General features: G+C 66.3%; 23 protein-coding genes and 3 tRNA genes. 14 read left to right on the plus strand and 12 right to left on the minus strand.

Annotation, left to right across the window (positions count from 1 at the left end; all coding sequences use genetic code 11):
- Nucleotides 1-59 precede the first annotated feature (59 nt).
- Nucleotides 60-605, plus strand: a complete 546-nt coding sequence (locus tag ACFWF1_RS03995; protein ID WP_379282967.1) for a GtrA family protein — start codon at nt 60-62, stop codon at nt 603-605.
- Nucleotides 606-729: 124 nt separating this feature from the next.
- Nucleotides 730-2643 (plus strand): glycosyltransferase, encoded by a 1914-nt coding sequence (locus tag ACFWF1_RS04000; RefSeq protein ID WP_379282966.1) that lies wholly within the window; start codon nt 730-732, stop codon nt 2641-2643.
- 55 nt (nt 2644-2698) lie between these two features.
- Here the strand turns inward: ACFWF1_RS04000 and ACFWF1_RS04005 are convergent, their stop codons facing one another.
- From ACFWF1_RS04005 to ACFWF1_RS04030, 6 genes are all read right to left on the minus strand, one after another.
- Nucleotides 2699-3571 (minus strand): NAD(P)-dependent oxidoreductase, encoded by an 873-nt coding sequence (locus tag ACFWF1_RS04005; protein WP_357379970.1) that lies wholly within the window; start codon nt 3569-3571, stop codon nt 2699-2701.
- A gap of 175 nt (nt 3572-3746) precedes the next feature.
- Entirely contained in the window at nt 3747-4793 is a 1047-nt protein-coding gene (gene rsgA / locus ACFWF1_RS04010) for a ribosome small subunit-dependent GTPase A (protein WP_379282964.1), read from the minus strand.
- A 211-nt stretch (nt 4794-5004) separates the two neighbouring features.
- Nucleotides 5005-5985, minus strand: a complete 981-nt coding sequence (locus ACFWF1_RS04015) for a glycosyltransferase (RefSeq protein ID WP_379282963.1) — start codon at nt 5983-5985, stop codon at nt 5005-5007.
- Nucleotides 5982-6839, minus strand: coding sequence for an ABC transporter ATP-binding protein (locus tag ACFWF1_RS04020; RefSeq protein WP_379282962.1), 858 nt, complete (start codon nt 6837-6839; stop codon nt 5982-5984). The genes ACFWF1_RS04015 and ACFWF1_RS04020 overlap by 4 nt, the downstream gene beginning before the upstream one ends.
- Before the next feature lie 10 nt (nt 6840-6849).
- Complete coding sequence (locus ACFWF1_RS04025) at nt 6850-7806, minus strand: ABC transporter permease (RefSeq protein ID WP_379282961.1); 957 nt, start codon at nt 7804-7806, stop codon at nt 6850-6852.
- A gap of 151 nt (nt 7807-7957) precedes the next feature.
- Nucleotides 7958-8563 (minus strand): bacterial proteasome activator family protein, encoded by a 606-nt coding sequence (locus tag ACFWF1_RS04030; RefSeq protein ID WP_040729518.1) that lies wholly within the window; start codon nt 8561-8563, stop codon nt 7958-7960.
- Between the two features lie 250 nt (nt 8564-8813).
- Between ACFWF1_RS04030 and ACFWF1_RS04035 the strand changes: the two genes are divergently transcribed.
- Entirely contained in the window at nt 8814-10016 is a 1203-nt protein-coding gene (locus tag ACFWF1_RS04035; RefSeq protein WP_379282960.1) for a cysteine desulfurase-like protein, read from the plus strand.
- Between the two features lie 212 nt (nt 10017-10228).
- Here ACFWF1_RS04035 and ACFWF1_RS04040 read toward each other — a convergent pair whose 3' ends face one another.
- On the minus strand, nt 10229-11224 hold the full coding sequence (locus ACFWF1_RS04040) for an NAD(P)H-quinone oxidoreductase (RefSeq protein ID WP_379282959.1): 996 nt from the start codon (nt 11222-11224) through the stop codon (nt 10229-10231).
- Between the two features lie 129 nt (nt 11225-11353).
- Between ACFWF1_RS04040 and ACFWF1_RS04045 the strand changes: the two genes are divergently transcribed.
- The 4 genes from ACFWF1_RS04045 (at nt 11354) to ACFWF1_RS04060 (ending at nt 13481) form a co-directional block, all read left to right on the plus strand.
- Nucleotides 11354-11854 carry a MarR family winged helix-turn-helix transcriptional regulator gene (locus ACFWF1_RS04045; RefSeq protein WP_379282958.1) on the plus strand — a complete coding sequence of 167 codons (501 nt, stop codon included), beginning with the start codon at nt 11354-11356 and terminating at the stop codon, nt 11852-11854.
- Between the two features lie 25 nt (nt 11855-11879).
- A tRNA-Ser gene (locus ACFWF1_RS04050) sits at nt 11880-11964 on the plus strand.
- 128 nt (nt 11965-12092) lie between these two features.
- Complete coding sequence (locus ACFWF1_RS04055; RefSeq protein WP_379282957.1) at nt 12093-12527, plus strand: hypothetical protein; 435 nt, start codon at nt 12093-12095, stop codon at nt 12525-12527.
- A 210-nt stretch (nt 12528-12737) separates the two neighbouring features.
- A complete protein-coding gene (locus ACFWF1_RS04060) occupies nt 12738-13481 on the plus strand; it encodes a hypothetical protein (protein ID WP_379282956.1) in 744 nt (247 codons plus the stop codon).
- A gap of 30 nt (nt 13482-13511) precedes the next feature.
- Here the strand turns inward: ACFWF1_RS04060 and ACFWF1_RS04065 are convergent, their stop codons facing one another.
- Nucleotides 13512-14597, minus strand: a complete 1086-nt coding sequence (locus ACFWF1_RS04065; protein ID WP_379283402.1) for a nitric oxide synthase oxygenase — start codon at nt 14595-14597, stop codon at nt 13512-13514.
- A 710-nt stretch (nt 14598-15307) separates the two neighbouring features.
- Entirely contained in the window at nt 15308-15589 is a 282-nt protein-coding gene (locus ACFWF1_RS04070; protein ID WP_379282955.1) for a hypothetical protein, read from the minus strand.
- Here ACFWF1_RS04070 and ACFWF1_RS04075 point away from each other — a divergent pair.
- Nucleotides 15588-16406, plus strand: coding sequence for an alpha/beta hydrolase (locus ACFWF1_RS04075; RefSeq protein ID WP_379282953.1), 819 nt, complete (start codon nt 15588-15590; stop codon nt 16404-16406). The genes ACFWF1_RS04070 and ACFWF1_RS04075 overlap by 2 nt on opposite strands.
- 4 nt (nt 16407-16410) lie before the next feature.
- Here the strand turns inward: ACFWF1_RS04075 and hisC are convergent, their stop codons facing one another.
- Nucleotides 16411-17490 carry a histidinol-phosphate transaminase gene (gene hisC, locus ACFWF1_RS04080; protein WP_379282951.1) on the minus strand — a complete coding sequence of 360 codons (1080 nt, stop codon included), beginning with the start codon at nt 17488-17490 and terminating at the stop codon, nt 16411-16413.
- Between the two features lie 117 nt (nt 17491-17607).
- Between hisC and ACFWF1_RS04085 the strand changes: the two genes are divergently transcribed.
- The 3 genes from ACFWF1_RS04085 to ACFWF1_RS04095 all read left to right on the plus strand — a co-directional run bounded on the left by ACFWF1_RS04085 (nt 17608) and on the right by ACFWF1_RS04095 (nt 18620).
- The gene (locus ACFWF1_RS04085; protein WP_379282950.1) at nt 17608-18333 is read left to right on the plus strand and encodes a dienelactone hydrolase family protein; all 726 of its coding nucleotides are present in this window, start codon (nt 17608-17610) and stop codon (nt 18331-18333) included.
- A 91-nt stretch (nt 18334-18424) separates the two neighbouring features.
- Nucleotides 18425-18514, plus strand: a tRNA-Ser gene (locus ACFWF1_RS04090).
- A 33-nt stretch (nt 18515-18547) separates the two neighbouring features.
- A tRNA-Arg gene (locus tag ACFWF1_RS04095) sits at nt 18548-18620 on the plus strand.
- A gap of 2641 nt (nt 18621-21261) precedes the next feature.
- On the opposite strand, the gene ACFWF1_RS04100 is transcribed toward ACFWF1_RS04095, so the two are convergent.
- Nucleotides 21262-22212, minus strand: a complete 951-nt coding sequence (locus ACFWF1_RS04100) for a helix-turn-helix domain-containing protein (protein WP_379282949.1) — start codon at nt 22210-22212, stop codon at nt 21262-21264.
- Between the two features lie 70 nt (nt 22213-22282).
- Between ACFWF1_RS04100 and ACFWF1_RS04105 the strand changes: the two genes are divergently transcribed.
- The 3 genes from ACFWF1_RS04105 to ACFWF1_RS04115 all read left to right on the plus strand — a co-directional run bounded on the left by ACFWF1_RS04105 (nt 22283) and on the right by ACFWF1_RS04115 (nt 23602).
- Nucleotides 22283-22615, plus strand: a complete 333-nt coding sequence (locus tag ACFWF1_RS04105; RefSeq protein WP_379282948.1) for a cupin domain-containing protein — start codon at nt 22283-22285, stop codon at nt 22613-22615.
- Between the two features lie 95 nt (nt 22616-22710).
- Complete coding sequence (locus ACFWF1_RS04110) at nt 22711-23088, plus strand: hypothetical protein (RefSeq protein WP_379282946.1); 378 nt, start codon at nt 22711-22713, stop codon at nt 23086-23088.
- Between the two features lie 40 nt (nt 23089-23128).
- Nucleotides 23129-23602 carry a hypothetical protein gene (locus ACFWF1_RS04115; protein ID WP_379282945.1) on the plus strand — a complete coding sequence of 158 codons (474 nt, stop codon included), beginning with the start codon at nt 23129-23131 and terminating at the stop codon, nt 23600-23602.
- A 66-nt stretch (nt 23603-23668) separates the two neighbouring features.
- Here the strand turns inward: ACFWF1_RS04115 and ACFWF1_RS04120 are convergent, their stop codons facing one another.
- Complete coding sequence (locus ACFWF1_RS04120) at nt 23669-24400, minus strand: maleylpyruvate isomerase family mycothiol-dependent enzyme (protein ID WP_379282944.1); 732 nt, start codon at nt 24398-24400, stop codon at nt 23669-23671.
- Nucleotides 24401-24497: the final 97 nt, after the last annotated feature.

Genomic DNA, 24497 nt, shown 5'->3' on the forward strand with positions numbered 1-24497 from the left:
GTCGGGGCCGGAATTTTGGGTCGGGGCACGCGGCGCGCGGGCTGCGGTACCGTCGGGCCGTGCCAACCAGTGAGTCGACCGCGCAGGCGGGCGAGACCGTGCCGCCCGGCGACGCATCGATCGTGCGGAAGGTGCGCACCGCGCTACGGCAGGGCAGTGCGTTCCTGGTGGTCGGGGCGATCGGGTTCCTGGTCGACGCGGGCACCTACAACCTCCTGGTGTTCTGGGGTGGCGAGGGGGTGCTCTATCACTACCCACTGCCCGCCAAGATCATCGCGATCCTGGTGGCTACGGTGGTCACCTACTTCGGGAACAAGTGGTGGACCTTCGCGCACAAGAAGACCGACAACCCCGGGCGCGAATACCTTCTCTACGCGGTCTTCAACGTCGTCGCGATCGGCCTGCAACTGGGTTGCCTCGGCTTCTCCCGGTACGTGCTCGACCTGTCCTCACCGCTGTCGGACAACATCTCCGGCACCCTCATCGGCCAGATCGTGGCCGTGATCTTCCGCTACTGGGCCTACGACAAGTTCGTCTTCACCGGCGCGCGCGAGTCGGCCGTCGCGGCCGATACCGATACTTCAGCGAACGTTCAGCAACAGTAAAAGACGCGTCGGCACCACCACTGAGCAGGCAGCTAGCTACGCTGGTTGATATCCTCACCCCCGCCGCGAACGGCATCCAGGGGCAGTCTGTCCCGTCCGGCACGATAACGATTTCGAGGACTTCATGGATCAGTCGGCTACCCAGGCCGTGACCGAAACGAACGATCGAGCGCCGGCCGTTGCCGCCCCGACCTCCCTGCGCTCCGAGCACCTGGCCCCGGATCGGCTGGTGCTGCAGCGCGGCATCTTCACCGGTCCGTCGGCCAAGGTGAGCGACGAGCTCTATGCCGTCGTCAAGGGTCGCGCGCACCGGGAACGCCAGGTGCTGCGGCTGGAGAAGGGAACCGCCGCACACACCAATACCTACTTCGGCCGCTTCGCCGCGAGCTACTGGCAGCGCTGGACCACCGTCACCGAGGTGCGGGTGACCATGGTGCTCGACGTGACGAAGAAGGCCAGGGTCCGCCTGGTCGCCTCCGATATCGCGGGGCATCGCCGGATCATCGACACCGCGCAGGTCACCGACAGCGGCCCGCTGACGCTCAGCGCGCCGCTGGATCAGTACGTCGACGGCGGCGCGATCTGGCTCGAATTCGACGCGATCGGCGGCGACCTCGGCATCACCGAGGTCAGCTGGACCACCGCCGCGCCGGACCACATCCGGCCCGTCGCGATCGCCATCTGCACCTTCAACCGGGCCGAGGACTGTGCGCACACGGTCGCGGCGCTGGCCTCCGACGAGGTCGTGCTGGCCGCGATCGACGCGGTGTACGTGGTGGACCAGGGCACCGATCTGGTGCAGAACCGGCCGCGCTACCAAGAGGTGGTGCCGGTCTTCGGCGACAAGCTGCGCTATATCCGCCAGCCCAATCTCGGTGGGGCGGGCGGTTTTACCCGCGGGCTCTACGAGGTGTCCGCGGCCAACGAGCACGCCGACGTCATCCTGATGGACGACGACATCCTGTGCGAGCCGGAAACGGTGTTGCGGCTCAACGCCTTCGCCAACATGACGGTGGAGCCCACCCTGGTCGGCGCGCAGATGCTGTTCCTGCTCAACCCCGACTACCTCAATGTCGGCGCCGAAGAGGTGCACCTGCAGCAGCTGCGGCACGGGCAGAAGGTGCCGAAGGCGTTGCGCAACACCAGCATGCTCAAGAAGAACCAGGAGCGCCGGGTCGACGCGGGCTACAACGCGTGGTGGACCTGCCTGATCCCGGCCGAGGTGGTCGCCAAGATCGGGCTGCCGGTGCCGATCTTCTTCCAGTGGGACGACGTCGAATACGGCATCCGGGCCCGCGAGAACGGCTTCGTCACGGTCACCCTGCCGAACGCGGCGGTCTGGCACGCGGACTTCTACTGGAAGGACTACGACGACTGGGCGCGCTACTTCAGCACGCGCAACTCGTTGATCGTCGGCTCGCTGCACACTGACCTGGACGCGAAGGCGATCACCCGCAAGCTGTTCCGTGAGCTGTCCGAGCAGCTGGTCGCCATGCAATACGGCCTGGTGCACACCACGCTGCAGGGCATCGAGGACTTCCTGAAGGGGCCGAAGGTGTTGCGGGACGGCGGCATCGACGCGCTGGCCGCCGCCCGCGGCACCCGGTCCGACTACCCCGAGACGATCAAGCATCCGGCGTCCACGCCGCCGGTGCGCTCCGGTGACATCCAATTGCGCCGCGCCACCGGCGAACCGAGCCGTCCGGTGCTGGTGCTGATCAAGCGGGCCATCAACCAGTGGTTCGGCCGCACCCAGCACGGCGTCATCGGCGTCACCCGCGAAGACGCGTACTGGTGGCATGTTTCGCTGTTCGACCACGTGGTGGTCACCGACGCTTCACAGTCCGGCGTCCGAGTCCGGCAGCGAGACAAGGCGCGAGCGCGTCAGCTGCTCCGCCGCACCATCCAGGTGCTGCGCCGGCTGCGCGACGAACTGCCCGCCCTGCAGCAGGAGTACCGCGCCGCGGTGCCGGAGCTGACCAGCCGGGCCAACTGGGAACGCCTCTACGGCATCGAGAATGCCAAGCGCGACAACTGATCTCGCACACAACTGAGGGCCGGGCAAGATTTTGCCCGGCCCTCAGCTGTCGGTGCTACCGGCCGAGCGGGGAGTCGTCCAGGAAGAGGTCGGTGGTGAGTTTGCCGTCGCCGGGCACGACGCGGTACTTCTCCAGATCCGTGATGCCATGCGCGGCAAGGACATCGTCATCGATGAAGAAGTTGCCCGAGGTCGACTTGGCCGGTGAGGTGAGCACCAGGTAAGCGGCGTCGGCGTAGATGTCGGGGGTGCGCGAGGTGGCGATCATCTCCTCGCCGCCGAGCAGGTTCTTGACTGCGGCGGTGGCGATGGTGGTGCGCGGCCACAGCGAGTTCACGCCGATACCGTCGCCCTTCAGCTCCTCCGCCAAACCCAATGTGGTGAGCGACATTCCGTACTTGGCGATGGTGTAGCCGAGCGCCATGCCTGCCCACCTCGGGTTGAGGTTGAGCGGCGGGGACAGGGTGAGGATGTGCGGATTGCGGTCGGCCGCGGCCGATTCGCGCAGGTGCGGGAGGCTCGTCTTGGCCAGCAGGAAGCTGCCACGGGTGTTGATGTCCTGCATCAGGTCGTACTTCTTCATCGTCAGCGCGTCGGTGGGCGACAGATCGATGGCCGAGGCGTTGTTCACCACGATGTCGATGCCGCCGAACCGTTCGACCGTCTGCCGAACGGCTTCCTCCACCGATTCATCGATCCGCACATCGCCGACGAACGGCAGTACCTGCGCACCGGCCGCCTCGAGTTCGGCCGCCGCGGTATGGATGGTGCCGGGAAGCTTGGGATGCGGCAGATCGGTCTTGGCGATCAGGGTGATGTTCGCGCCGTCGGCCGCGGCCCGCTTGGCGATCTCCAGACCGATACCCCGGCTACCGCCGGACATGATCAGCGTCCGGCCCGCGAGCGGCTTGGATCCCGATTCCGTCATTGACGTGCTCCTGTCGTCGGCGCCGCAGGTAAGGCCCCGCAGCCTTCCACCGTTTGCACAATAAGCGTAAACCCTCGTCATATGCAACGGGTTGCATAGGGGCGCGGATGAGCGGTGCCGTTGCGCCGGGCGGGCGGTCGCCGATCGCCAACCGCGTACCGCCCGCCCCGCGCGTTCAGCGGCGGGAACCGCGTTCCCGATAGCCCTGCCGCTGCTGTTTGGAGATGACGCGCCAGTCGCGTTTGCGCTCGGCCTCCAGGCGTTTATCGGCGCGGGCCGCCATCCAGGCGTTCTCCTTGGCCAGCTTGCGGTAGCTGTCGAAGCGCCGCTGGGGGAGTGCGCCGTTGTCGATCGCGGCCAGCACGGCGCAGCCGGGCTCACCGTTGTGCGCGCAGTCGGCGAATCGGCATCGGGCGGCGAGGGATTCGATGTCACTGAAGGTCTTCTCGATGCCTTCGGCGGCGTCCCACAGCCCGATCCCGCGCAGGCCCGGTGTGTCGATGAGCGTGCCGCCGTTCGGCAGCGGGCGCAGCTCCCGATGCACCGTGGTGTGCCGTCCCTTCTTGTCCGCCGCGCGAACGGCGTTGGTGGCGAACACTTCCTGCCCGAGCAGCGCGTTGGCGAGGGTGGACTTCCCGGCGCCGGACGGGCCGATCAGCGCGACCGTCCCGTCGAGCATGGCGGCGAGCGCGTCCAGCCCGGCACCGCTGTTCGCACTCACCGCGAGCGCGCTCGCGCCGGGCGCGACGGCCCGCACGTCCTCGATCGGGATATCCACTGCCGCATCGGCTTTGGTCAGCACCACGATCGGTTGCGCGTTGCTCTCCCAGGCCAGCGCGAGCATCCGCTCGATCCGGCCGAGGTCGACGTCCGCGTTCGCCGCCGTGCAGAGCAACACCGTGTCGACATTGGCGGCCAGCACCTGCGCCTGCGAGCGCCCGGACACCGACGATCGCATGATCGCCGATCGCCGCGGAAGCATTTGCCGCACAGTCGATTCGGCATCGATCGTCACCCAGTCCCCGGTGCACAGCCCGCTGACCTCGGCATCGCCCCGAGGGCACCGGGCACGGGCGAGCCCGGCCGAGGTGGCGACATCACATTCGCTGCGATCCATCCGGATAACCCGGGCGGGCACGCAGTTCTCCTCGATCAGCGAGGCGTATTCATCGGCTACGGCTTCGGTCCAGCCGTAAGGAACAAGAAGGTCGTTCTCGACCATGATGGAGGGAGTCTTTCGTTGGGCACCGAGCCCAACCCGGACTCAGCGACTGACGTATGAGGTGGTGTTCCGTGCGACGGCGTGCGTGAGCACAGCTCGTCCGGGCACGGCAATCCGAATGTTCCTAGCCACGGTCAACACCTCCTCGCCTCGCTCGCAGTTGCCCAACTTTGACATGGCTCCGCCACCCCGCACAACCGATTTATGACGGCTACGGACGCTGGTCGGGTTTGCCGAATTGCTCGTGCCGGCCGAGGGAGCGCAGGTGGAACCATTCGCGCAGGCCGGCCGGGTCGCGGCGGGTGACCAGGAAGAACCAGGAGAAGCGGATCCATTCCTGGGGAAGCAGCTTGCGCATACCCGGCTGGGACATGAGGTAGCCGCGGTTGCGGTAGGTGAAGTAGCGCTTGATCGGGTCGTCCGGGTACTGGGTGTGCATGCGTCCGCCGAGGATCGGCTTGAACTCGTCGGCGCCGTTGGGGTGCAGGTACGCGGTCTGCAGGCAGGTGCCGAAGGGCAGGCCGGAGCGGACCAGCCTGCGGTGCACCTCGACCTCGTCGCCGCGCACGAACAGGCGCAGGTCGGGCACGCCGATCACGTCGACGACCTTGGCGGAGATCAGGGCGCCGTTGAAGAGTGAGGCAATGCCGGGCAGGAAGTCCTCGTCGCCGAGTTCGGAACGCCGCCGCCGCCACACCACGCCGCGACGCAGCGGGAAGGCGAGCTGATCGGGTTCGTTGATATCGCAGACCACCGGCGACACCTCGACCAGCCCGTGCCGCTTCGCGCAATCCAGCAGGGTGGCAAGGACGTCCGGTCCCTCGGGGCGGCCGTCGTCGTCGGCCAGCCAAACCCAGTCCGCGCCTACGCTCAGCGCGTGCAGCATGCCGAGCGCGAAACCGCCTGCGCCGCCGAGGTTGTGCGCCGAGCCGAGATAGGTGGACTCGATCGGCTGATCGCGCACCAGGTCGGCGACCTCGGGCTCGTTGGCGTTGTCGACCACGATCAGGTGATCCACCGGACGGGCCTGGGACGCAATGACTTTCAAGGACTCCGCGAGCAGCTCACGCCGCTTGTGCGTGACCACGACGGCCACGATGCGGGCCTCGGGGCCGGTCTCCGTCGGACCATAGCTCTGCGCCCCAGGGCCGACAGTCTCGATCGGGGTGTCCGGCCCGGTCGGCTCACTCATGCCTGGTTCCGCTCCAGTTCTCGTTCGGTGTCCATGGTCTTTTCGGCTGCCAAGGCCTTTTCGTCTGCCAACTCGCGCAGCACGGTCGCGACGTGGTTGCCCGCGTCCGGACCCTCGTAGGCTCGCACCACTTCTTCGATACCGCCGCGCTGGCGTATGTGTCCGTGATCGATCCACAGCGCGGAATCGCAGAGCTGGGCGAGAAATTCGTTGGAATGACTGGCGAATACCAGGATGCCCGATCGGGCCACCAATTTCTGCAGGCGCAGCCGGGCCTTCTTCATGAATTCGGCGTCCACCGCGCCGATGCCCTCGTCCAGCAGCAGGATCTCCGGGTCGATCGAGGTCACCACGCCCATCGCCAGCCGCACCCGCATACCCGTCGAGTAGGTGCGCAGCGGCATGTACAGGTATTCCTCGAGATCGGTGAAATCGGCGATCTCGTCCATCTTGGCCAGCATCGACTTGCGCGTCTGCCCGAGGAAAAGGCCGCGGATGATGATGTTCTCGTAGCCGGAGATCTCCGGGTCCATGCCGACCCCGAGATCGAATACCGGCGCGACCCGGCCGCGGATGCGCGCGCTACCCCGGCTCGGTTCGTAAATGCCGGCGAGCAGCCGCAGCAGCGTCGATTTGCCCGCGCCGTTGTGCCCGACCAGGCCCACCCGGTCGCCTTCCTGCAGCGACAGCGTGATGTCGTTCAACGCCTCGACGACGACGACATCGGACTGGTTGCGCCCGATCGCGCCGCCCGCCTTGCCGAGGAACGCCTTCTTCAGCGACCGCGATTTGGCGTCGAAGATCGGGAATTCGACCCAGGCATGGCGGGTTTCGATACTCACATGGTCGGTCATCGATGCCCTCCTAAACCCAGTACGGCACGCGCGAGCGGAACTGCTTCATCGCGAAGATAGCCACCAGCCAGCCGACCACGGTGATCGAGCCGACGATCACCCAGTGGTACAGATGCTGATCCTCGCCGAGTAATGGCGCGCGAACGATCTCCAGATAGTGGAACGTCGGGACGATCTCGGCCAGCTTCGCGCGGTCACCGACCGCACCACCCTGTGACGTCAGGCTTTTCGTGCTCCACATCACCGGGGTCAGCACGAACAGCATCAGCGTGAGGCTGCCGAGAATCGGCGCGATATCGCGGTAGCGGGTGCTGAAGATGCCGAACACGATCGACACCCACATCGCGTTGAGGAAGAGCAGCCCGAGCGCGGGAATGGCGAAGATCGCGGTCCAGTGCAGTTTCTCCCAGACGCCGAACGCGACGAGCACCACGAAATAGATCACCAGATTGTGCGCGAAGAACAGCAGCTGTCGCCAGACCAGGCGATAGACGTGCACGCTCAGCGCCGAGGGTAACTGTTTGATCAGCCCCTCATTGGCGATGAAGACATCGGCGCCCTCGAGAATGCTCGCGTTGATCACATTCCAGACGATGATGCCGATCGCCACGTAGGGCAGGTAGTCCTTGATCGGCTGGTCGAGCAGCGCGGAATACAGCAGGCCGATCGCCGCGGCCTGCACGCCGGTCGCGATGGTGATCCAGAACGGCCCGAGCACCGAGCGCCGGTACCGCTGTTTGATGTCCTGCCAGCCGAGCGACAACCACAGTTCCCGCTGCCCGAAACCGACGCGGAAGTCTTTGAACGCGCGCCGATAGGTCTGCGAATCCGAGGGGAACGGTTCGGTGTCCACCGGTTCGGCGAGTGCCGTCGAGGTCTCGCTGGGACTCACCGGACCCTCTTCCGCCGCGCTGTTGTCGTCGGAGCGCACCGCGCTGTCGTCGGAGGGATCGTCCTCCGAGCGCACGGATTCATCTGAGCTGTCATCTGAACGCACTGAGCTCTCTTCAGGACGCCCCGAACCCATGTCCGAGTCGGGGCGGGCGGCAGCGGCGGGCACGGTGCTCGACACTACCCTTGGACATTCCTGTCGACCCGGCTGGACGCGGGTCGGTACCTCACAAATACTGCCCGGACCCGCCGGTCACATGGTTGGCCGGACCGCCGCGTGGGTCGCCCGCGTGGATGCCGGGCGGCAGCGCGCCCTGGCGCATCTGCTCCAGTTGCGCCCGCGCGGCCATCTGCTGCGCGAACAGCGCGGTCTGGATGCCGTGGAACAGTCCCTCCAGCCAGCCGACCAGCTGTGCCTGCGCGATGCGCAGTTCGGCGTCGGACGGAATGGCGTCGTCGGTGAACGGCAGCGTGAGCCGCTCGAGCTCGGCGCGCAGTTCCGGGGCCAGGCCCTGTTCCAGTTCGCGCACCGACGACTTGTGGATCTCCTTGAGCCTGCTGCGGCTCGCGTCGTCGAGCGGAGCCGCGCGCACCTCTTCGAGCAGTTGCTTGATCATGGTGCCGATGCGCATGACCTTCGCCGGCTGCTCGACCATGTCGGCGAGCGATTCGCCGGTATCGTCCCGATCGTCCGACTCGTCTTTCTTGTCCTCGTCGGTCACCACCTGCGCGGTGAAGGGCGCGTCCGCCGCGGCCTCCGCTGGGATGACCAACGGGCGGCCGTCCGGTCCGACAACGACGATGTGGTCCGGGGCCTCATCCGATTGCGTCATGGTCCCTATCATGTCGCGTCGTTCCCGAACGCGCTAAGCCGGTGTTCACCGGCCTGCGGATAACGGGCTGCGACCAGGTTGCCCGGTACTCGGCAGCGTGACCGGGTGGCGTTCTATTCTGTTCGGGTCGTGTGGTTCGGATTTGCTGAAAGTCGGTTGCCATGCTGAGTCCCAGGTCGCTGTGCCCCCGCTATGAGGCGGAGGGGAACGCGGTTACACAGGCTCGCCCGCTGCCCTTAGAGTGGCCAACATGACTTACGACGTCGCGAGGGTTCGGGGCCTGATACCGTCCCTCGGCGACGGCTGGATCCATCTCGACCCGCAAGCGGGCATGCTGGTGCCCGATGCGGTATCTCGCGCCGTCTCAACAGGATTCCGAACTTCCTCTTTTTCGCATATCGGTCGTAATGGTGCGGCGGTGCGCAGTGCCGCCATTCTGGACGCGGCCCGCGAGGCGGTGGCGGATCTGGTCGGCGGCGATCCGGCGGGCGTTGTGCTCGGCCCGGATCGGGCCGTGCTGCTCGCCTGGCTGGCCGAATCGCTGAGCTCGCGGCTCGGGCTCGGCACCGGCATCGTGTTGTCCCGGCTGGACGACGAGGCGAATGTCGCGCCGTGGTTGCGGATCGCCAATCGGTACGGCGCGCACGTGCGCTGGGCCGAGGTGGAGATCGAGACCTGCGAGATGCCGTCCTGGCAGTTCGAGGAGTTGATCGGGCCCACCGCGCGGCTGGTCGCGCTCACCGCCGCCTCGCCGATCGTCGGCTCCGCGCCCGCGGTCCGGGTGGCCGCCGACCGGGTGCACGAGGTGGGCGGCCTGCTCGTCGCGGACGCGTTCGGCGCGGCGCCCTACGCGCTCATCGACATCGATGAACTCAATGCCGACGTGGTCGCGCTCAGCGCGCCCGCCTGGGGCGGCCCGCAGATCGGCGCACTGGTCTTCCGCGATCCGGCCTTCCTCGACCGGATTCCCTCGATGTCGTTGAACCCGTACGCCAAGGGGGCCGAGCGGCTCGAGGTCGGCGGCCACCAATACGCCCTGCTCGCCGGGCTGACCACCTCGATCGACTTCCTCGCCGGACTCGACGAGCGGGCGCGCGGTAGCAGGCGCCAGCGGCTGGAAATGTCGATCACCTCGCTGCAGGACTACCACGATCAGCTGTTCGAGCACCTGATGGATGTGCTGGACAAGATCCCGAACCTGACCGTGATCGGCCGCGCCTCCACCCGAATCCCCACTGTCAGTTTCACTCTCGCGGGCATGCAGGCCGAAAAGGTCGCCGCCAAGCTCGCCGACAACCGCATCGGCACCCTCAGCGGCGTACACGGCGGCAGCCGCCTGCTCGACGCACTCGGCGTCAACGACGAAGGCGGCGCGGTAACCATCGGCCTCGCCCCCTACACCACCAGGTTCGAAATCGACCAGCTCGGCCGCGCTCTCGGCACCCTGGAGTAGCGCACCCGGATCTGCCTCCCGCGCAACGATTCTCGTGCCGCGCTCGAAATAGTCGGCAATTTCCTGCGCACCAAGCCAATCCGTGCGCAGCATCGGAGATCAGCGCCGGCGTGCGCACCGCAGGGTGTTTCCGCCGCGCACCGATTCGCATGCTGCGCTCGAAGTAGTTGGCAATGTGGTGCGCGCCAAGCCAATTCGTGCGCGGCGTGCGGTCAGAGGTCCTGTACTCGCAGGACGACTTTGCCGAAGGCTTCGCCGGATTCGAGGAGGCGGTGTGCCTCGCTCGCGTCGGCGATCGGGACTTCGGCGTGGATGATCGGGGCGATGGTGCCGTCGGCTACCAGCGGCCACAGGTTCTTACGCACCTCGGCGATGATCTCGGCCTTGCTGCCGTGGCCGGTGGCGGGGCGGTTGCGCACGTTGGTAGCGTGTACGGTGCCCCACTTGCGCAGCAGCGCAGCGACATTCAGCTCACCGCTGACCCCGCCCTGCATGCCGATGATAGTCAAGTGGCCGAAATTCGCCAGCGCCTCGACGTTGCGGGACAGGTAGGCCGCGCCCATGTTGTCCAGGATGACGTCGGCGCCACCTTCGGCCCGCACCGCGGCGACGAAATCGTCCTCCCGATAGTTGATCAGCACGCTCGCGCCGAGTTCCTTGCACCGCGCCAGCTTCTCGGCCGAACCCGCGGTGACCGCGACCCGCGCACCGAGGCTGCGCGCCACCTGGATGGCATGCGTGCCGATCCCGCTGCCGCCACCGTGGATCAACAGCAGCTGGCCCGACCGCAGCCCTGCGGTCATGACCAGGTTCGACCACACCGTCGCCGCCACCTCGGGCAGCCCGGCAGCCGCCCCGAGGTCCAAGCCCTCGGGCACCGGCAGCAGCTGAGCGGCAGGCGCGACCACCTTTTCGGCGTACCCACCGCCGGACAGCAGCGCGCAGACCCGATCGCCGACCTGCCAGTCGTGCACGCCGTCGCCGAGCTCGGCGACGACACCGGAAACCTCCAGGCCGATCACCTCGCTGGCCCCGGGCGGCGGCGGGTAGAGCCCCTGACGCTGCATCAGGTCGGCCCGGTTCACCCCGGCGGCCGCGACCTCGATCAGCACCTCACCATGCCCCGGCACCGGATCCGGCGCGTCCGCCCACGCCATCGCGTCGGGCCCCGCGGAACCATTCACCTTGATCGCACGCACGAACTCCATACTGCTCCCGTCCGCCTCGCCGTGAACCGCGGGCCCCTCGCGAGCGTCTGGTCCGATCGTGCCCGATGTTGTCCGCTGACTGATACGTCTTTCCCCACAGCGGTTTTCCGCAGTTGGGGGCGACATAGAATGAGCGGCGTGCATTCCGAACCGAGCGGTCCCGTGGCAGCCGAGCCGAGGTGGCTCTCTCCGGCGCAGCAACGGGCCTGGCGGGCCTATATGGACGGGCACCAGCGTCTGATGGCCACCTTGAACCGGCAGCTACAGCGCGACAGCGAGCTGAGCGTCGCCGAATATCGCATCCTGGTGCTGCTGTCCGAGGCCCCCGGCCGCGCGCTGCGGATGAGTGAGCTGGCCGACGGCGTGCTCTCCTCCCGGAGCCGCCTCACCCACCAGATCCGCCGCCTGGAGGCCGAGCGCATGGTGCGCCGCAACACCTGCCTCGAGGACGGCCGCGGCGTGCTCGCCGAGCTCACCGACGAGGGCATGCGCCGCCTCGAAGCCGCCGCCCCCGGCCACGTCGAAGCCGTCCGCCGCGACTTCGTCGACCTGCTCACCCCACACCAGCTAGAGGTCATCGCCGAAGTCTTCGCCCGCATCGATCAGGAAATCGGAACGCGCCCCGCCTGAGCCGTCCGCTACCATCGTGCACTGAGGAGACGTGGCAGAGCGGCCGAATGCACTCGCCTTGAAAGCGAGCGTCGAGAGATCGACCGGGGGTTCAAATCCCTCCGTCTCCGCTGGGTAGACCGCAGGTCGGGCTGGTTTTTGCGAACAGAACCCGGCGCTGCGGTTGCTGGTTGAATGGCTTTGTGGTGACGGAACCCGTTGTGCTCGAAGCCATTACCGGGCAGGATCCGGTCGTGTGATGAACAGACGAATCCATGGATCCATCCTGCTCGCCGCGTCCGTCGCGGCAGTGACGTTCGCTCCCTTTACCGCCGCCCCCGCTCTCGCGGCGTCACCGTTCAAGGCCCCCGAGGTCACCTTCGAGGTCACCGCGCCGGGAACGGTCACGGCGACCCTGCACAACACGAACGATCGCGGCCAGTGCTGGGCGGAAGCCGGCGTCGGTCCCGACAAGAACCACGTCTTCTTCGGCGAGGGCAAGCTGGAGTCGCTGGCCCAGCCCGGCCAGACCATCAAGACCTCGTTGACCGGTCTCGAGCCGGGCTCCACCATCACCGCGCGGGGCGGCTGCGCCGACACCAGCACCGCGGGCGGATACGAGTTGGGCGCCCCGGTCGACATCGTCGTCACCCCCGCCGCCCCCAAGCCGTCGACCGGCAGCTTCGGCAGCTAGCCTGCTCGGCCGACCGCCACGACGAGCGGCGCGGGTGCCGCGGTGCCCACCGCCGACCCTCGCGCCGCTCGTCGGCGTTTGCCCGTCGTTCCGAAAACGGCAGCGCGTGTTTGTCTCCCGCGCCGCCGGGTAACCGGCCGTCGACTGGGCGGTGGCGTGCTCGCCTCGCGTCGAACGCGACATCGAAGCCATCAAGGACGGGAGACGCCGATGAGCGACGAGGAACGCCGCGCCGACGACGCGACCGAAGCCGACAAGCCGATCGTGCGCGGGCCGATCGATGAGGAAGCCTTACGCGCGGATCGCGACACGGCCAGAGAAGAACTCGGGCAACCGATTTCGGAGTCGGCCGACAAGCCGAGCGATACTGCGGACACCGCACGCGCGAAGGTGCACGACACCGCGCGGGAAAAAGCCACGGAGCCAACCGAAGCCGCCGCGAAGACCGGGCAGGCGCAGGCAGCCGTGAGCCGCAAGACTGCCGCGCCCAAGGCGGCGGCGAGCAAGAAAGCCACCGAGACCAAGGCACCCGCGACCAAAAAGGCCACCGGGACCAGACAGGCCGCGAGCAAACAGGTCACGCGGGCCAAGGAATCCGCAGGCCAAATCGCCGCCGAGGCGAAGGATTCCGCGAACCGCAAGGCAGCCGAAGCGCGGGAAGCCGCCAGCCGCGACGCCGTCCAGGCTGCGGCGGCCGCACGCGAGCATGCCGAGCAGGCAACTGAAGCCGCGAGCCGATCGGCCGCACAGGCCAAGCAGGTGCTCGAGGAGACGGCTCAGCGGGCCAAGGCACAGACCCGGGAACTCGCCGACCAGGCCGTAGCCGCAGCACCCGAGCCGGTGGTCGAACGTGGCAGGCAGGCCGCCGACGTGGCCCGTAGCCAGCCCGCCGCGGTCGCCGGTGCCGCAGTGCTCGCAGCCCTCATCGTCTGGTGGATCCTGCGCCGACGATGAGGTGACAGTCCCGGGCGGGGCTGACCGGATTCACTCGTCGGCATCCCTGCTGAAATCCCGGCGGACGAAGTTGGGCCGGATATCGGGATCCGGCGGGTCGTAATACCGATGGAAGGTCGGCGTCAGCCCCGAGGAGATCGGCGGATTGATCCAACTCCAATCGGTCGGGCAGGTCCGGCCCGCGGCCTCTTCCCGTTGCACGTGATCGCAGAACTGCTTGGCCACCGTGTGGTGGTCGACGATGTACACCCCCGCCTTGCGAAAGCTGTGCAGCACCGCGCGATTGAGTTCGACCAGGGCGGAGTCGCGCCACAGGTTACGTTCGGATCGGGTGTCCAGGCACATCATTTCGGCGATCAGCGGCAGCATGTTGTAGCGATTGGTGTCGCTGAGATTGCGTGCGCCGATCTCCGCGCCCATGTACCAGCCGTTGAACGGCGCGAACGGGTAAGTGACGCCGCCGACTTCGAGGTTCATGTTGGAGACCGCGGGCAGCGCGTGCCAGCGCAGGCCGAGCCCGGCGAACCATTCGAATTCCGGATGCTCCAGTTCCACCTCGCGGGCCAACTCCGGCGGAATGTCGAACCAGCGGATCGGCTCGTCCGGCGTGCTGATCAGTAGCGGCAGAATGTCGAATGGTGTTCTGGCACCGCGCCATCCGAGCTTCATCGCGAATTCGGTGAGCGTCACATTCGCCGCGTCACCGGTCACCGTGCCGTCGCCGTTGCGGTAGCCCGCGTACCGGATGAGCTGCGGGCTGACGATGCGGAATTCTCGCCCGTCGGGCTGGCGCGGCGGGCCGACGGTGATCATCGATTGAATGGCGCCGCCATTGGTGGCCATCTGCAGGTGCTGCCAGCACACCTCGGCCAGCTCGCGCGCGGACCGCACGCGCCGCGCGTCGAGCAATTTCAGTGAGCGCCAATGTTTTCGGCCGACACAGCGGGCGTGGTTGCGCCAGGCGAGCTTGGCGCCGATCAGGATTTCCTCGGCGGTCTGCAGGTAGCCACCGGTTTGTTCGAGCTGCTCCAGCGCGATGCGGCGGCGCTGGGACGACAGGTGGGCCAATTCCGGCATGCGGAAGAATTCATCGCACTCGCGTAGCCGGCGTTTCAGGTCGGTGCTGAAAGGCTTTGTGTCCGGCGAGTTTTCGAGCGGTGGTACAGGTAACACAGGATTCACGGTTTTCTCCGGTCGGGCATAGGTACTGCGGTGAAACAGACGAGTTCGAGCGGGAGAATTCGCATAGGCGCGCAGCCGACACCGTCGCTCGCCGGTGGCCCGCGAGGGCGGTTCGGTGCGGTGATGCCGCGAAATAGCTTCGGCTCGAAGCGAAGTGCGGTTTTCGCGGGACTGTCGCGACTCCGTACCGAGCGGCCGGTCTGCTTGCTGCGCATAAGCGCAGCGAGGTGACCTCGGTGCCGATGGTGCGGATCCACGATCATGCTCGTCCTTGTTCATGCCCGGAAGAGGCCCGGAGAGTAGCGTACGGCGAGTGTGCTGGCAGTGTGCCCAGATTTGCTGGATTTGCTGGGTTGGCCCAAGTCGCGGCCTGAAATCGGGTGTCGTCGAGTCCCATTGACGACGCGTGGCGCTCCGATAGCCGGGGTTTGCTGCGGTCGGAACGGGGTGCCTGATGCGCGCGGAACGGGTGACATCGGCTACATCGATGCCAGGCCGACTGTGCCCACCAGATGGGATCGCCGCCGCGGCACACCGACTCGTCCGCGGACAACGGCGCTGGCAGCGCCGCATTCAGGCACCGCCGAAGCTCAAACGTGGCCCTGGTCACATCTGCTGGCGACCCGCTATGGCCGAGCGTTTGATCAGGGCATTTCTGGCAGGATGGGTCGCATGCTGTCTCGGCGCAGGGTGCGGCGCTGGGTTTCCAGCGTCTTGGTCAGCGCGGCACTGGTTTCCGGTGCTGTGGCGTTCGGCGCTCCCCAGTTGTCCGCGGCTCCCTCTGAACCATCCAAACCAAGTAGCGGCTCTGCGGACGGCCCGGGTCCGGCCGAGCCGACCACCGACCGACCGGCCAAACCGGCGATCGACCGCATCGAACCGATCAACGATCGGTGGCTGCGGGTGTTCGTCGACTCACCCGCCATGAGCCGCACCGTCGAGGTACAGGTGCTGCTGCCGCGGGACACGTCGAAACCGCGACCGACCGTCTACATGCTCGACGGCCGCAGCGCGAACCCGACCAGCAACAACTGGACCGACATGGGCCACGCCGACCGCTTCTTCGAGGACAAAGACGTCAACGTCGTGCTGACCGTAGGCGGCCCGGCCAGCTTCTACACCGACTGGAAGAAGCCGGATCCGGTGCTCGGCACGAACATGTGGGACACCTTCCTGGCCCGCGAGCTGCCGCCGCTGATCGACGCGAAGTTCAAGGGCAACGGCCGCAACGCCGTGATGGGTGTGTCCATGGGCGCCGAGGCCGCGATGATGCTGTCCGTCCGGCACCCGCAGCTCTACACCGCGATCGCGGCGCACAGCGGCTGCTTCTCCATGGGCACCGACCTCGGCCAGGCGCAGGCCAGGGCCGTGATCGCCACCTATCAGGGCGAGCCGGACAACATGTTCGGCGGGCAGGACGACCCGGCCTGGCTCGACCACGACGTGACGCTGCACGCGGAAGCGTTGCGCGGCAAGACGATCTACATGTCCGTCGGCAGCGGCGTGCCCGGCATCCACGACGTGCCCGGCGAACCGGACGTCGACGTGGCCACCGCCATCAGCTTCGGCGGGCCGCTGGAGGCCGCCACCAATGCCTGCACCCGCAGGCTCACCGATCGGCTGCGCGTTCTCGGTATCCCGGTGACCGCCGACTTCCGGGCGACCGGAACCCACTCGTGGCCGTATTGGGCCGACGAGCTGGTCCAGTCGTGGCCGGTCGTGGCGGGCGCCCTCGGCGTCTGAGGGCCTACCCCAGGAAGCGTTCGAGCACTGCGGGATCGGTGGCGAAGCTCAGGAACAGGTCGTTCTCGTGCGGATCGCCGGTGGTGATGCGCACCCCGTCGGCGCCATAGGGCCGAACCAGCACGCCCGCCTCGGCGCTCGCCTCACCGAACTCGGCGCTGCGCTCGCCCAGCGGCAGCCAGACGAAGTTGGTCTCGCTCTGCGGCACCTCGTAGCCGGCCGCCAGCAGGGCGTCGCGCACGCGGTCCCGTTCGAGCACCAGCGTGTGCGTGCGGTCCAGCAATTCGTGCCGCGCGTCCAGCGAGGCGATCGCCGCGGCCTGCGCGACCCGGTTCACGCTGAACGGGATGTGCACCTTCATCAGCGCCGTGATCACCGCCGGATCGCCCACCGCGTACCCGGCGCGCAGCCCGGCCAGCCCGTACGCCTTCGAGAAGGTGCGCAGCACAAGGACATTGGGCCGGGTGCGGCCGAGCTCGATGCCGTTCGGGAAGTCTTCTTCGGCCAGCCGCATGTACTCGAAGTACGCCTCGTCCAGCACGACCAGCACCCGCTCGGGCACCGCGTCCAAGAAGCGGGTCAGCTCGGCCGTGCCGACCGCGGTGCCGGTCGGGTTGTTCGGGTTGCAGACGAAGATCAACTTGGTCCGCTCGGTGACCGCCGCGGCCATCGCGTCCAGGTCGTGCCGGTAGTCCGGGGCCAGCGGCACCTGAACGGCGGTCGCGTTGCCCACCTTGGTGACGATCGGATAGGCCTCGAACGAGCGCCAGGCGAACAGCACCTCGTCGGTCGGTGCGTCGCAGGTGATCTGCACCAGTTCCTGGCACAGCGCGACGCTGCCGCAGCCGACCGCGACGTTCGCCGGCGTGACGCCGAGAAAATCGGCCAGCGCGGCGCGCAGCTCGACGGCCTGGTTGTCCGGATACCGATTGGCCAACTCGGCCGCCTCGGCGATGGCCTTGGCTGCGGCGGGTAGCGGACCGAAGGTGGTCTCGTTGCTGGCGAGCTTGACCGCGCCGGGATGGTTGCGGCCTGGGACATACGCCGGAATCGAGTCGAGGTCCGGCCGGGTTGACGCTGTCACACACCAACCATAGGTGGCCTGGTGCAAAGCCTGACTCGCGTACCGGAAATTCTGTGGTCGATAGGCCCTCAACAGCAATTTCTACCGAAGATCAGCAAGTCGCCCTACGCTGGTTTCATGTCGGGCACCTACAACGACCTAGCCCCCCTGCGCTGCGACGACCGGTCGCCGGGACCTGCGACCGACGCGACACCTCGGGCCGCCGATACCCAGGTGCCCATCATCGTGGTCGAACCCGAGGGCAATGCCCGCGGCGGCATCGTGATGCTGCACGAAGCCCGCGAGTTCACCGGCGCGCTGCTGGCTCTGATGAGCGCGCTGGCCCTGGAGGGCTGGACGGTGGTCGCGCCCAACCTGTTCCATCGGTCGAGTCGCGAGTCGGTCGTCGAGGTGTTCGGCGACGAGCTCTTCGACGACTTCGACGCCTGCTTCGACTGGCTGACCCGGCACGGTGTGTTCCCCGACACCATCGGCGTGCTCGGCTTCGATTCCGCGGGCACCGCCGCGTTCCTCGTCGCCACCAACCGTCCGGTCGGCGCGGCCGTCAGCGTCGCGGCACCCGGCATCATCGAGCCGCTCACCGATCAGGCCGACGCCCTGGTCCGGGTCGCCCCACACCTGCAGGCCCCCTGGCTCGGCCTCTTCGGCACCGACGACCCGGCCACCCCGCCGGTCGAGGTCGAGCGACTGCGCGACGCGACCGGCCGTGCCGCCGTGGCAAGCCTGGTCGTCAGCTACCCCGGCCTCCGCCATCGCGCCGACCATCCGGCCACCGAGGACGACTACGGCCTGGTCGACTCACAGACCCGCATTTTCGACTGGTTCGACAGCAACTTACGCTGATAACCAGCCGTTTTGCGATCTGGACAAGGGCTACTGTAATCTTCATGCTCGGCGGTTCGAAAGGACCGGTGCCCTCGAAGAGAAGGCTCCAGGAGGCGTGCCAGAGCGGCCGAATGGGACTCACTGCTAATGAGTTGTCCCTTCACGGGGACCGGAGGTTCAAATCCTCTCGCCTCCGCCACAACCCGGGAAACCGGCACAACTGAATACCCACGCGGCTGTAGCTCAACGGATAGAGCATCTGACTACGGATCAGAAGGTTAGGGGTTCGAATCCCTTCAGCCGCACAGAATCAAAGCCCTGACAGTCCCACTGTCAGGGCTTTGATTGTTTCACCGGCGTCCTCGTTGTCGTCATGATCTCAATCTCGCCGCCATCCCACACTTCCCCGCAGTTGGATGCGCACCCGCGAACGGTTCCAACGCCGCCCGGCGAGTCGGGCACCAACAGTTCCCGTTCCACGTAGTGCTCCTCGGCCACCTTCGAACTACGCCGATGCCGAGGAGCAAACCCGCCTGACCTATGCCGTACTCACGGGTGATCACCGCGGTCGCAGTCTTGCGGAACATTTTCGGTGTCACCCATGCGAAGGTCTCGCCGTGCGCACCGCGCCATGTCCTAGGGAAGTTCGCCGGACTGCGCCAACCACCCGTGCGAGACGGGAAGATCGGCGATTCGTCCGTTGCGCGGGAGTACCGGCCGTCGTGAGTCTCGCCGAGCTACTGCACGACCGCTCATGTGTGCTCTTCGACTTCGACGGCCCGATCTGTGCTGTCTTCGCCGGGTTCATCGACCGAGCAGTCTCCAAAGACCTTGCAGTGCTTTTAGATCCGCCGCTCCCCGCCGAGGTATCCGCAGCCAAAGATCCTTTCGACGTGCTTCGCTACGAGATCTCCACTGGACGCTGCAACCGCCGGAACGTCGAGCGTCGCTTAAGCGACGCTCGACATGGACGCGATGAGCTCTGCCACGTCAACCGACGCGACTCCAGCTGCGATGCGCGATGTTGCCGTAGTGGGCCGAACCATCGGTGTGGTCAGCAACAATTCCACAGCCGCCATCGACGCGTATCTCACCGCCCACGGACTCTGCGGCCTCGTCGATGGAAGAGACGCCCTAAGAGATTCCGTGCAACCGACCAACCGTCGATAAGCAGGCATTACCGGGCGGTCAGGCCGACCAACAGACGTCCAGCGAACGCGCGCGGCAATCGACGAAGCCTCCGAGGGTCGCTGAGGCGGAGTCGGCGTCAGTGTGTTCTGCGGATAGCCCGTTCGCGAGCACCAGCATCACGGCACACTTCGACTAGGCACTCGCCGCCCCGTTCCCAGTGGCTGGGATAGGGCAGTCAGATATGGCACTCAGTGCCACATATCGACCATCTCGCACCGCATAGTGTCACGCGACATGAGTCGCTGCGGCGGCCCCCGACTGACGTGCCCGCCGAACGCAATATTGCGAACGGGATGCCAGATGCGAGGACGGGGTGCTACTCGAAATGGAACACGTGACAGATCGATCTTGAATTTTTCGAAACGGGCAGCTCGCGAACTGTTATCGGTGTTGGCAATGCTATCCAGTTTCAGGAAGCGCATAGCAAGACGAGCATATGGTTTTAATTTCGCCCGGCGTGTCGTTTTGACTAATCGGCAATGTCCAGATCTGAACTGCTGATGCTTGCAAACAACGTGCACGAAGTAATCAAACCAGCGCATCGTCAAAAACTGACACCGCGTGCCATTCCAAAAGAATATTACCGTTTATAACGTGATATAGGTCACTTCAGAAACGGGAACTCTTCTCTCAGCAAACCTCCGGCATACCACTGCCCTCGAGCGCAATCGGGTGTAGTCCGAAAACCGGGACCTCCCGCAAACCTGGTGCTGACGTACGGGATAAACTCGTGCCGCGTGGTCGTGATTAGCTCGTTACCTTCGGGTGGCGGTCTCACTGCCACGTTCGTTCCTGCTGGCCCACCTTGGTCGAGGAGGCTCCGGACACCGTCCGGCACCTGCTCGGCCACTGTGGTCACGCGAGAAAAGGTAGGAACGATATGGGTTCGAGAAGGAAAGAAATTCAACGACTTCAGAACGAAGTTGAAGAATTGAAGAAGGAATTGAAAGAAAAGGAAACCTCGGCCGCTAAGCATGGTAGCGCCACGGCCGAGGTCTCTCTTCAGATCCGACTTCAACTGATAATTCCGATGACAATCGGAATGGTTTTCGGCTCAGGGACGACGCTCTTGATCACTCAGATCGCCAGCTAGCCCCAAGCCGTGGAGAGACGGACCGCCCAGGTACCAGCCGGACGGTTCGTCTTCTCCAATAACAGTTGAGAACCGGACATCCTCCAGGATTGCACGTTCTTGCAACTCCCACCACCCGCCACCTGGGGTAACGATCGACCCAGTGAGCGATAACACGGCATATCCGCTGCTCGGGTGGCTGTCGCGCTCTCCCGTTATGGACTGCAATGTATCCCACATGCTGGTTCGACGCGCCTGCGCCCCACATGTATGTGCATATCCCCAAATGGGGGGAACACGCGACATGTAGGACTTACTTCCTGGAACCGGCCAAAACATACCGTTCTGGCCAAAACGTACCGGACAGTGCACAGGGGCCCTGGCTCATTCCCTCCTGACCAATGCTCTGCACCCATCTATATGGTGCCCAACATGCATCGGTCTGCTGGGGTCGGTCAGCACGTAATTGTCTGAAGTACTGCCGAATTTCGCCCGCCAGGAACGCCGCACAGTTCTCGATTCGGGGCCAGGATCGGCGGCCCGTCGGCTTCGGGTGAACGCGCCTGACGCCGCCCGCCAGTGCCGCCTCCGGCTGCCACGCCAGGCTGTCCCAGTCGTGGACGGTCCACACGTCCCGGGCGTGCCACGGAAGGTTCTGCGCTTCGAAATCGCCTTGGCCGCTGTTATCGTGGGCCGGTTCGGAATGCTCTGCGGTAAGCGCCGGGTGTGGTGCCGAGGGCGCGGAGGAAGCGTCTTCGGAGGTTGGTGGGGGAGGAGAGGCCGACTCGGCGGGCTATGGCGTCCAGGGGGAGGTCTGAGGTTTCCAGTAGTTCTCGGGCGACCGCGATTCGCTGGGCGAGTAGCCATTGGCCGGGGCCGATGCCTAGTTGGTCGGTGAAGCGGCGGGCGAGGGTGCGGGGGGAGACGGCGGCCTGGGTGGCCAGGTGCTCGACGGTGAGGGGTTCGCTGAGTCGGGCGGTGATCCATTCCAGTAGTGGGGCCAGTGAGCCGTCGATTTGAGTGGGGTGTGGGGGTGCCGCGTATTGCAGTTGGCCGCCCTCGCGGTGCGGCGGCATGACCATGCTGCGGGCGACCTGTGCGGCGTAGCCGGCTCCGTGGTCTGTGCGGACCAGGTGCAGGCACAGGTCGATGCCTGCGCCTGCGCCGGCGCTGGTGGCCATGTCGCCGTGGTCGACGTAGAGCACGTCGCGGTCGACGGATATGGCGGGGAAGCGTTCAGCCAGTTCGTCTGCTCGGGCCCAGTGGGTGGTTGCCCGGCGTCCGTCCAGTAGGCCGGTGTGCGCCAGCGCGAAGACGCCGGAGCAGATGCTGACCAGGCGTGCGCCGCGGTCGTGTGCACGTTGCAGGGACCGGATGACGGCTGGGGAGGGCGCTTCCTCGGTAGGTAGCCAGCCGGGGACGATCACGGTGTCTGCCTGGTCGAGCGCGCCGAGCCCGTCGGTCACGAACATGGCGTATCCGGCGTACGTAGCGATGGGGCCGGGGTGTTCGGTGCACACGTTGAAGGTGTATCGCGTTGGCAGCCCGCCGCGTTCGATCCCGAACACCTCTGCCGCGCAACTGAGTTCGAAGGTCGACTGCGGCGGGTGGACTAGCGCGACGACACGGTGCATGGCAGAAAAGTACCCTGGGATGTCATTTCTGACACTCGGCAGCGGCACTCGGTGCGGCGAGGCTGGCTGCATGACAACAGACTTGAACATGGCCGGCTACGAATGGTCGAACGCACAGGACGCTCCGGTTCGTGAGATATTCCCCGGCATCCGCTCGCGTTCGCTGTGGCTCGGCGGTAATGGTGCGAAGGCGTATGTGCTCGAGATGGACCCGAACTCCTGCTGGCAGGGAATCGACGTGCACGAACCGGGGCCCGAGGAGGTTTTCGTGGTTTCCGGAGTCTTCAACGACGGGGTCAGGGACTATCCCGCAGGCTCCTTCATCCATGCCCCAGCGGGTTCCTCGCATATTCCGCAGACGACGACAGGGTGCACGCTGTTCGTCTTTTATCCCGAGGGTTAGCGCTACTGCCAATGGAATTGGGGTCAGCGAAGCTGAAACTTCCGGGTGGAATCGGCCGATACATTGCTGCGATGGTCCAACGAACGGAGATCGGAATGACAGCAAGCTGGCACCGCATCATCAGTAGTTCGGCCCTCCTCGGCCTAGCGGCGGCCGCGGTCGTCGCCACCGCCGGTTCGGCCACGGCCGAACCGAGGGACTGCGTCCTCGATCGGTCGCTGACCGGCGCGACCGGCTTCTGTCCCGGCGGCGACGGGTATTTCACGGTGGAAGCCGACTGCGTCGGCGTCTTCGTCACCCGGGGCGGTGTGGGTGTCGGCCCTTACCGGCAATCGAGCCAGCGCAACGCTTACGCGGGCCCGCATCCCGAAATGGATGCGACGCAGACCCACCCGAGGGCCGAGTGCAACGAGTTCATCACCGGACACTTCGGCATCGCCACGGACGCTCGCCTGTACGAAACCTTCCGCTGACCTCTCGGCTCAACAGACGCCGCTTACCTACGGAGAGACTATGCGACACCGCAATTGGCTCGTTCGAGTACCGATCGTCGGGGCGCTGCTTGCCGGAGCGCTCCTCGCCACCAACGCGACAGCCACGGCAGACGACGCCCTCGGCACCCAACTGGGCTACACCAACACCCTCTGCTACGACCCACTCACCTTCGCGACGATCACCGGCAATGCGGGGAACCGTCCCGACGTCGGCGGCCCGGGTGGCGCCAGCGTTTGGTACGGAATCCAGCATTACCTGTTCGTCTACCCGCCGTGCACCGTGACCGTCTTCGCGAACTGGCGCAATCTCGACACCGGCGATTCCGGTTCCGTGCCCGTCCTGGTAAGCGGCGGTTGGGGATTCGCACTTCCGGCGAACCCGGGCGCGGTCGGGCGCGCCGACCTCCCCACCGGGCGTGGTCGAATCAGCATCACCACCACGACCGACCGGCCCCATCAAGCCGGGCCCGCCTACGAGTTCACCGTTCGCTGACACGAGCGACCGCAACGCCCCGCCCCTCGAATCTCGATGGGGGCGGGGCTTTTCGCTCGCGATGAGCTACTTCCAGGCGGGCAGGGCGGGCAAGTCGCCGGTCAGGTCGGCACCGTCGGAACGGCCGAGCAGCCAGGCGGCGAGGGACGCGGCCGGTCCGGCGATGGTGTTGCCGGGGGAGTCGGCACCGACGATTCCGGTGAAGTCGGTGTCTGTGGCACGGAGTGCGAACGCCGGAACCGGTTCCGTTGCGGCAGCGGTGATTCGATTCATATCGACGGTCGCCTGACCGAGTACCCGCGCGACGAACGCGACGGGCCAATCCGCCGGGGTGTATCCGACGTTGAGATCGACGTGGTGAATCTCCACCTCCTGCAACCGCATCCACCGCACTTCGCTGGCCGGAATCGGCCGCCCTTGCCGGGTACGAACTTCCGCGTGCCAGATGTCCTCGGTCAGCGAATTCGCCAGTGCCAGCCACCGTTTCGCCGCGGCCTCGTTATCAGCGAGTTGTTCCGCAGCAGGCCGAGGCGCACCGGCCTCGATGTCGAAGTCCCGCAGATACATACTCGCGTATTGCGGAATTTCCACACCCGTATGCGCCCACAACAGCAGATTCAGCAGACTGTCGGCATTCCGGGCAACATGCGCGAGCACATGCCCGCGACTCCACCCCGGCAACAGCGACGCCTCGGCCGCCTCGTTGTCGCCCAGCTTGCGCATGGCGTCGAGGAGACGATCGGTCGCCTCGGCCAGGGTGTCGAGTGAGACGGGATCTTCCGCAGCAGCACTAGTCACAGCTGCGACCCTAGCGATCCGGGCCCCGGCCCGCCGGTGGAACGTGGCAAGCCGGGCTCGATATCAGGCACTGATGCTCTCGGTGCTGTTCCGGGGC

Source organism: Nocardia sp. NPDC060255 (assembly GCF_042727395.1).
In the GTDB taxonomy this organism is placed as follows: Bacteria; Actinomycetota; Actinomycetes; order Mycobacteriales; family Mycobacteriaceae; genus Nocardia.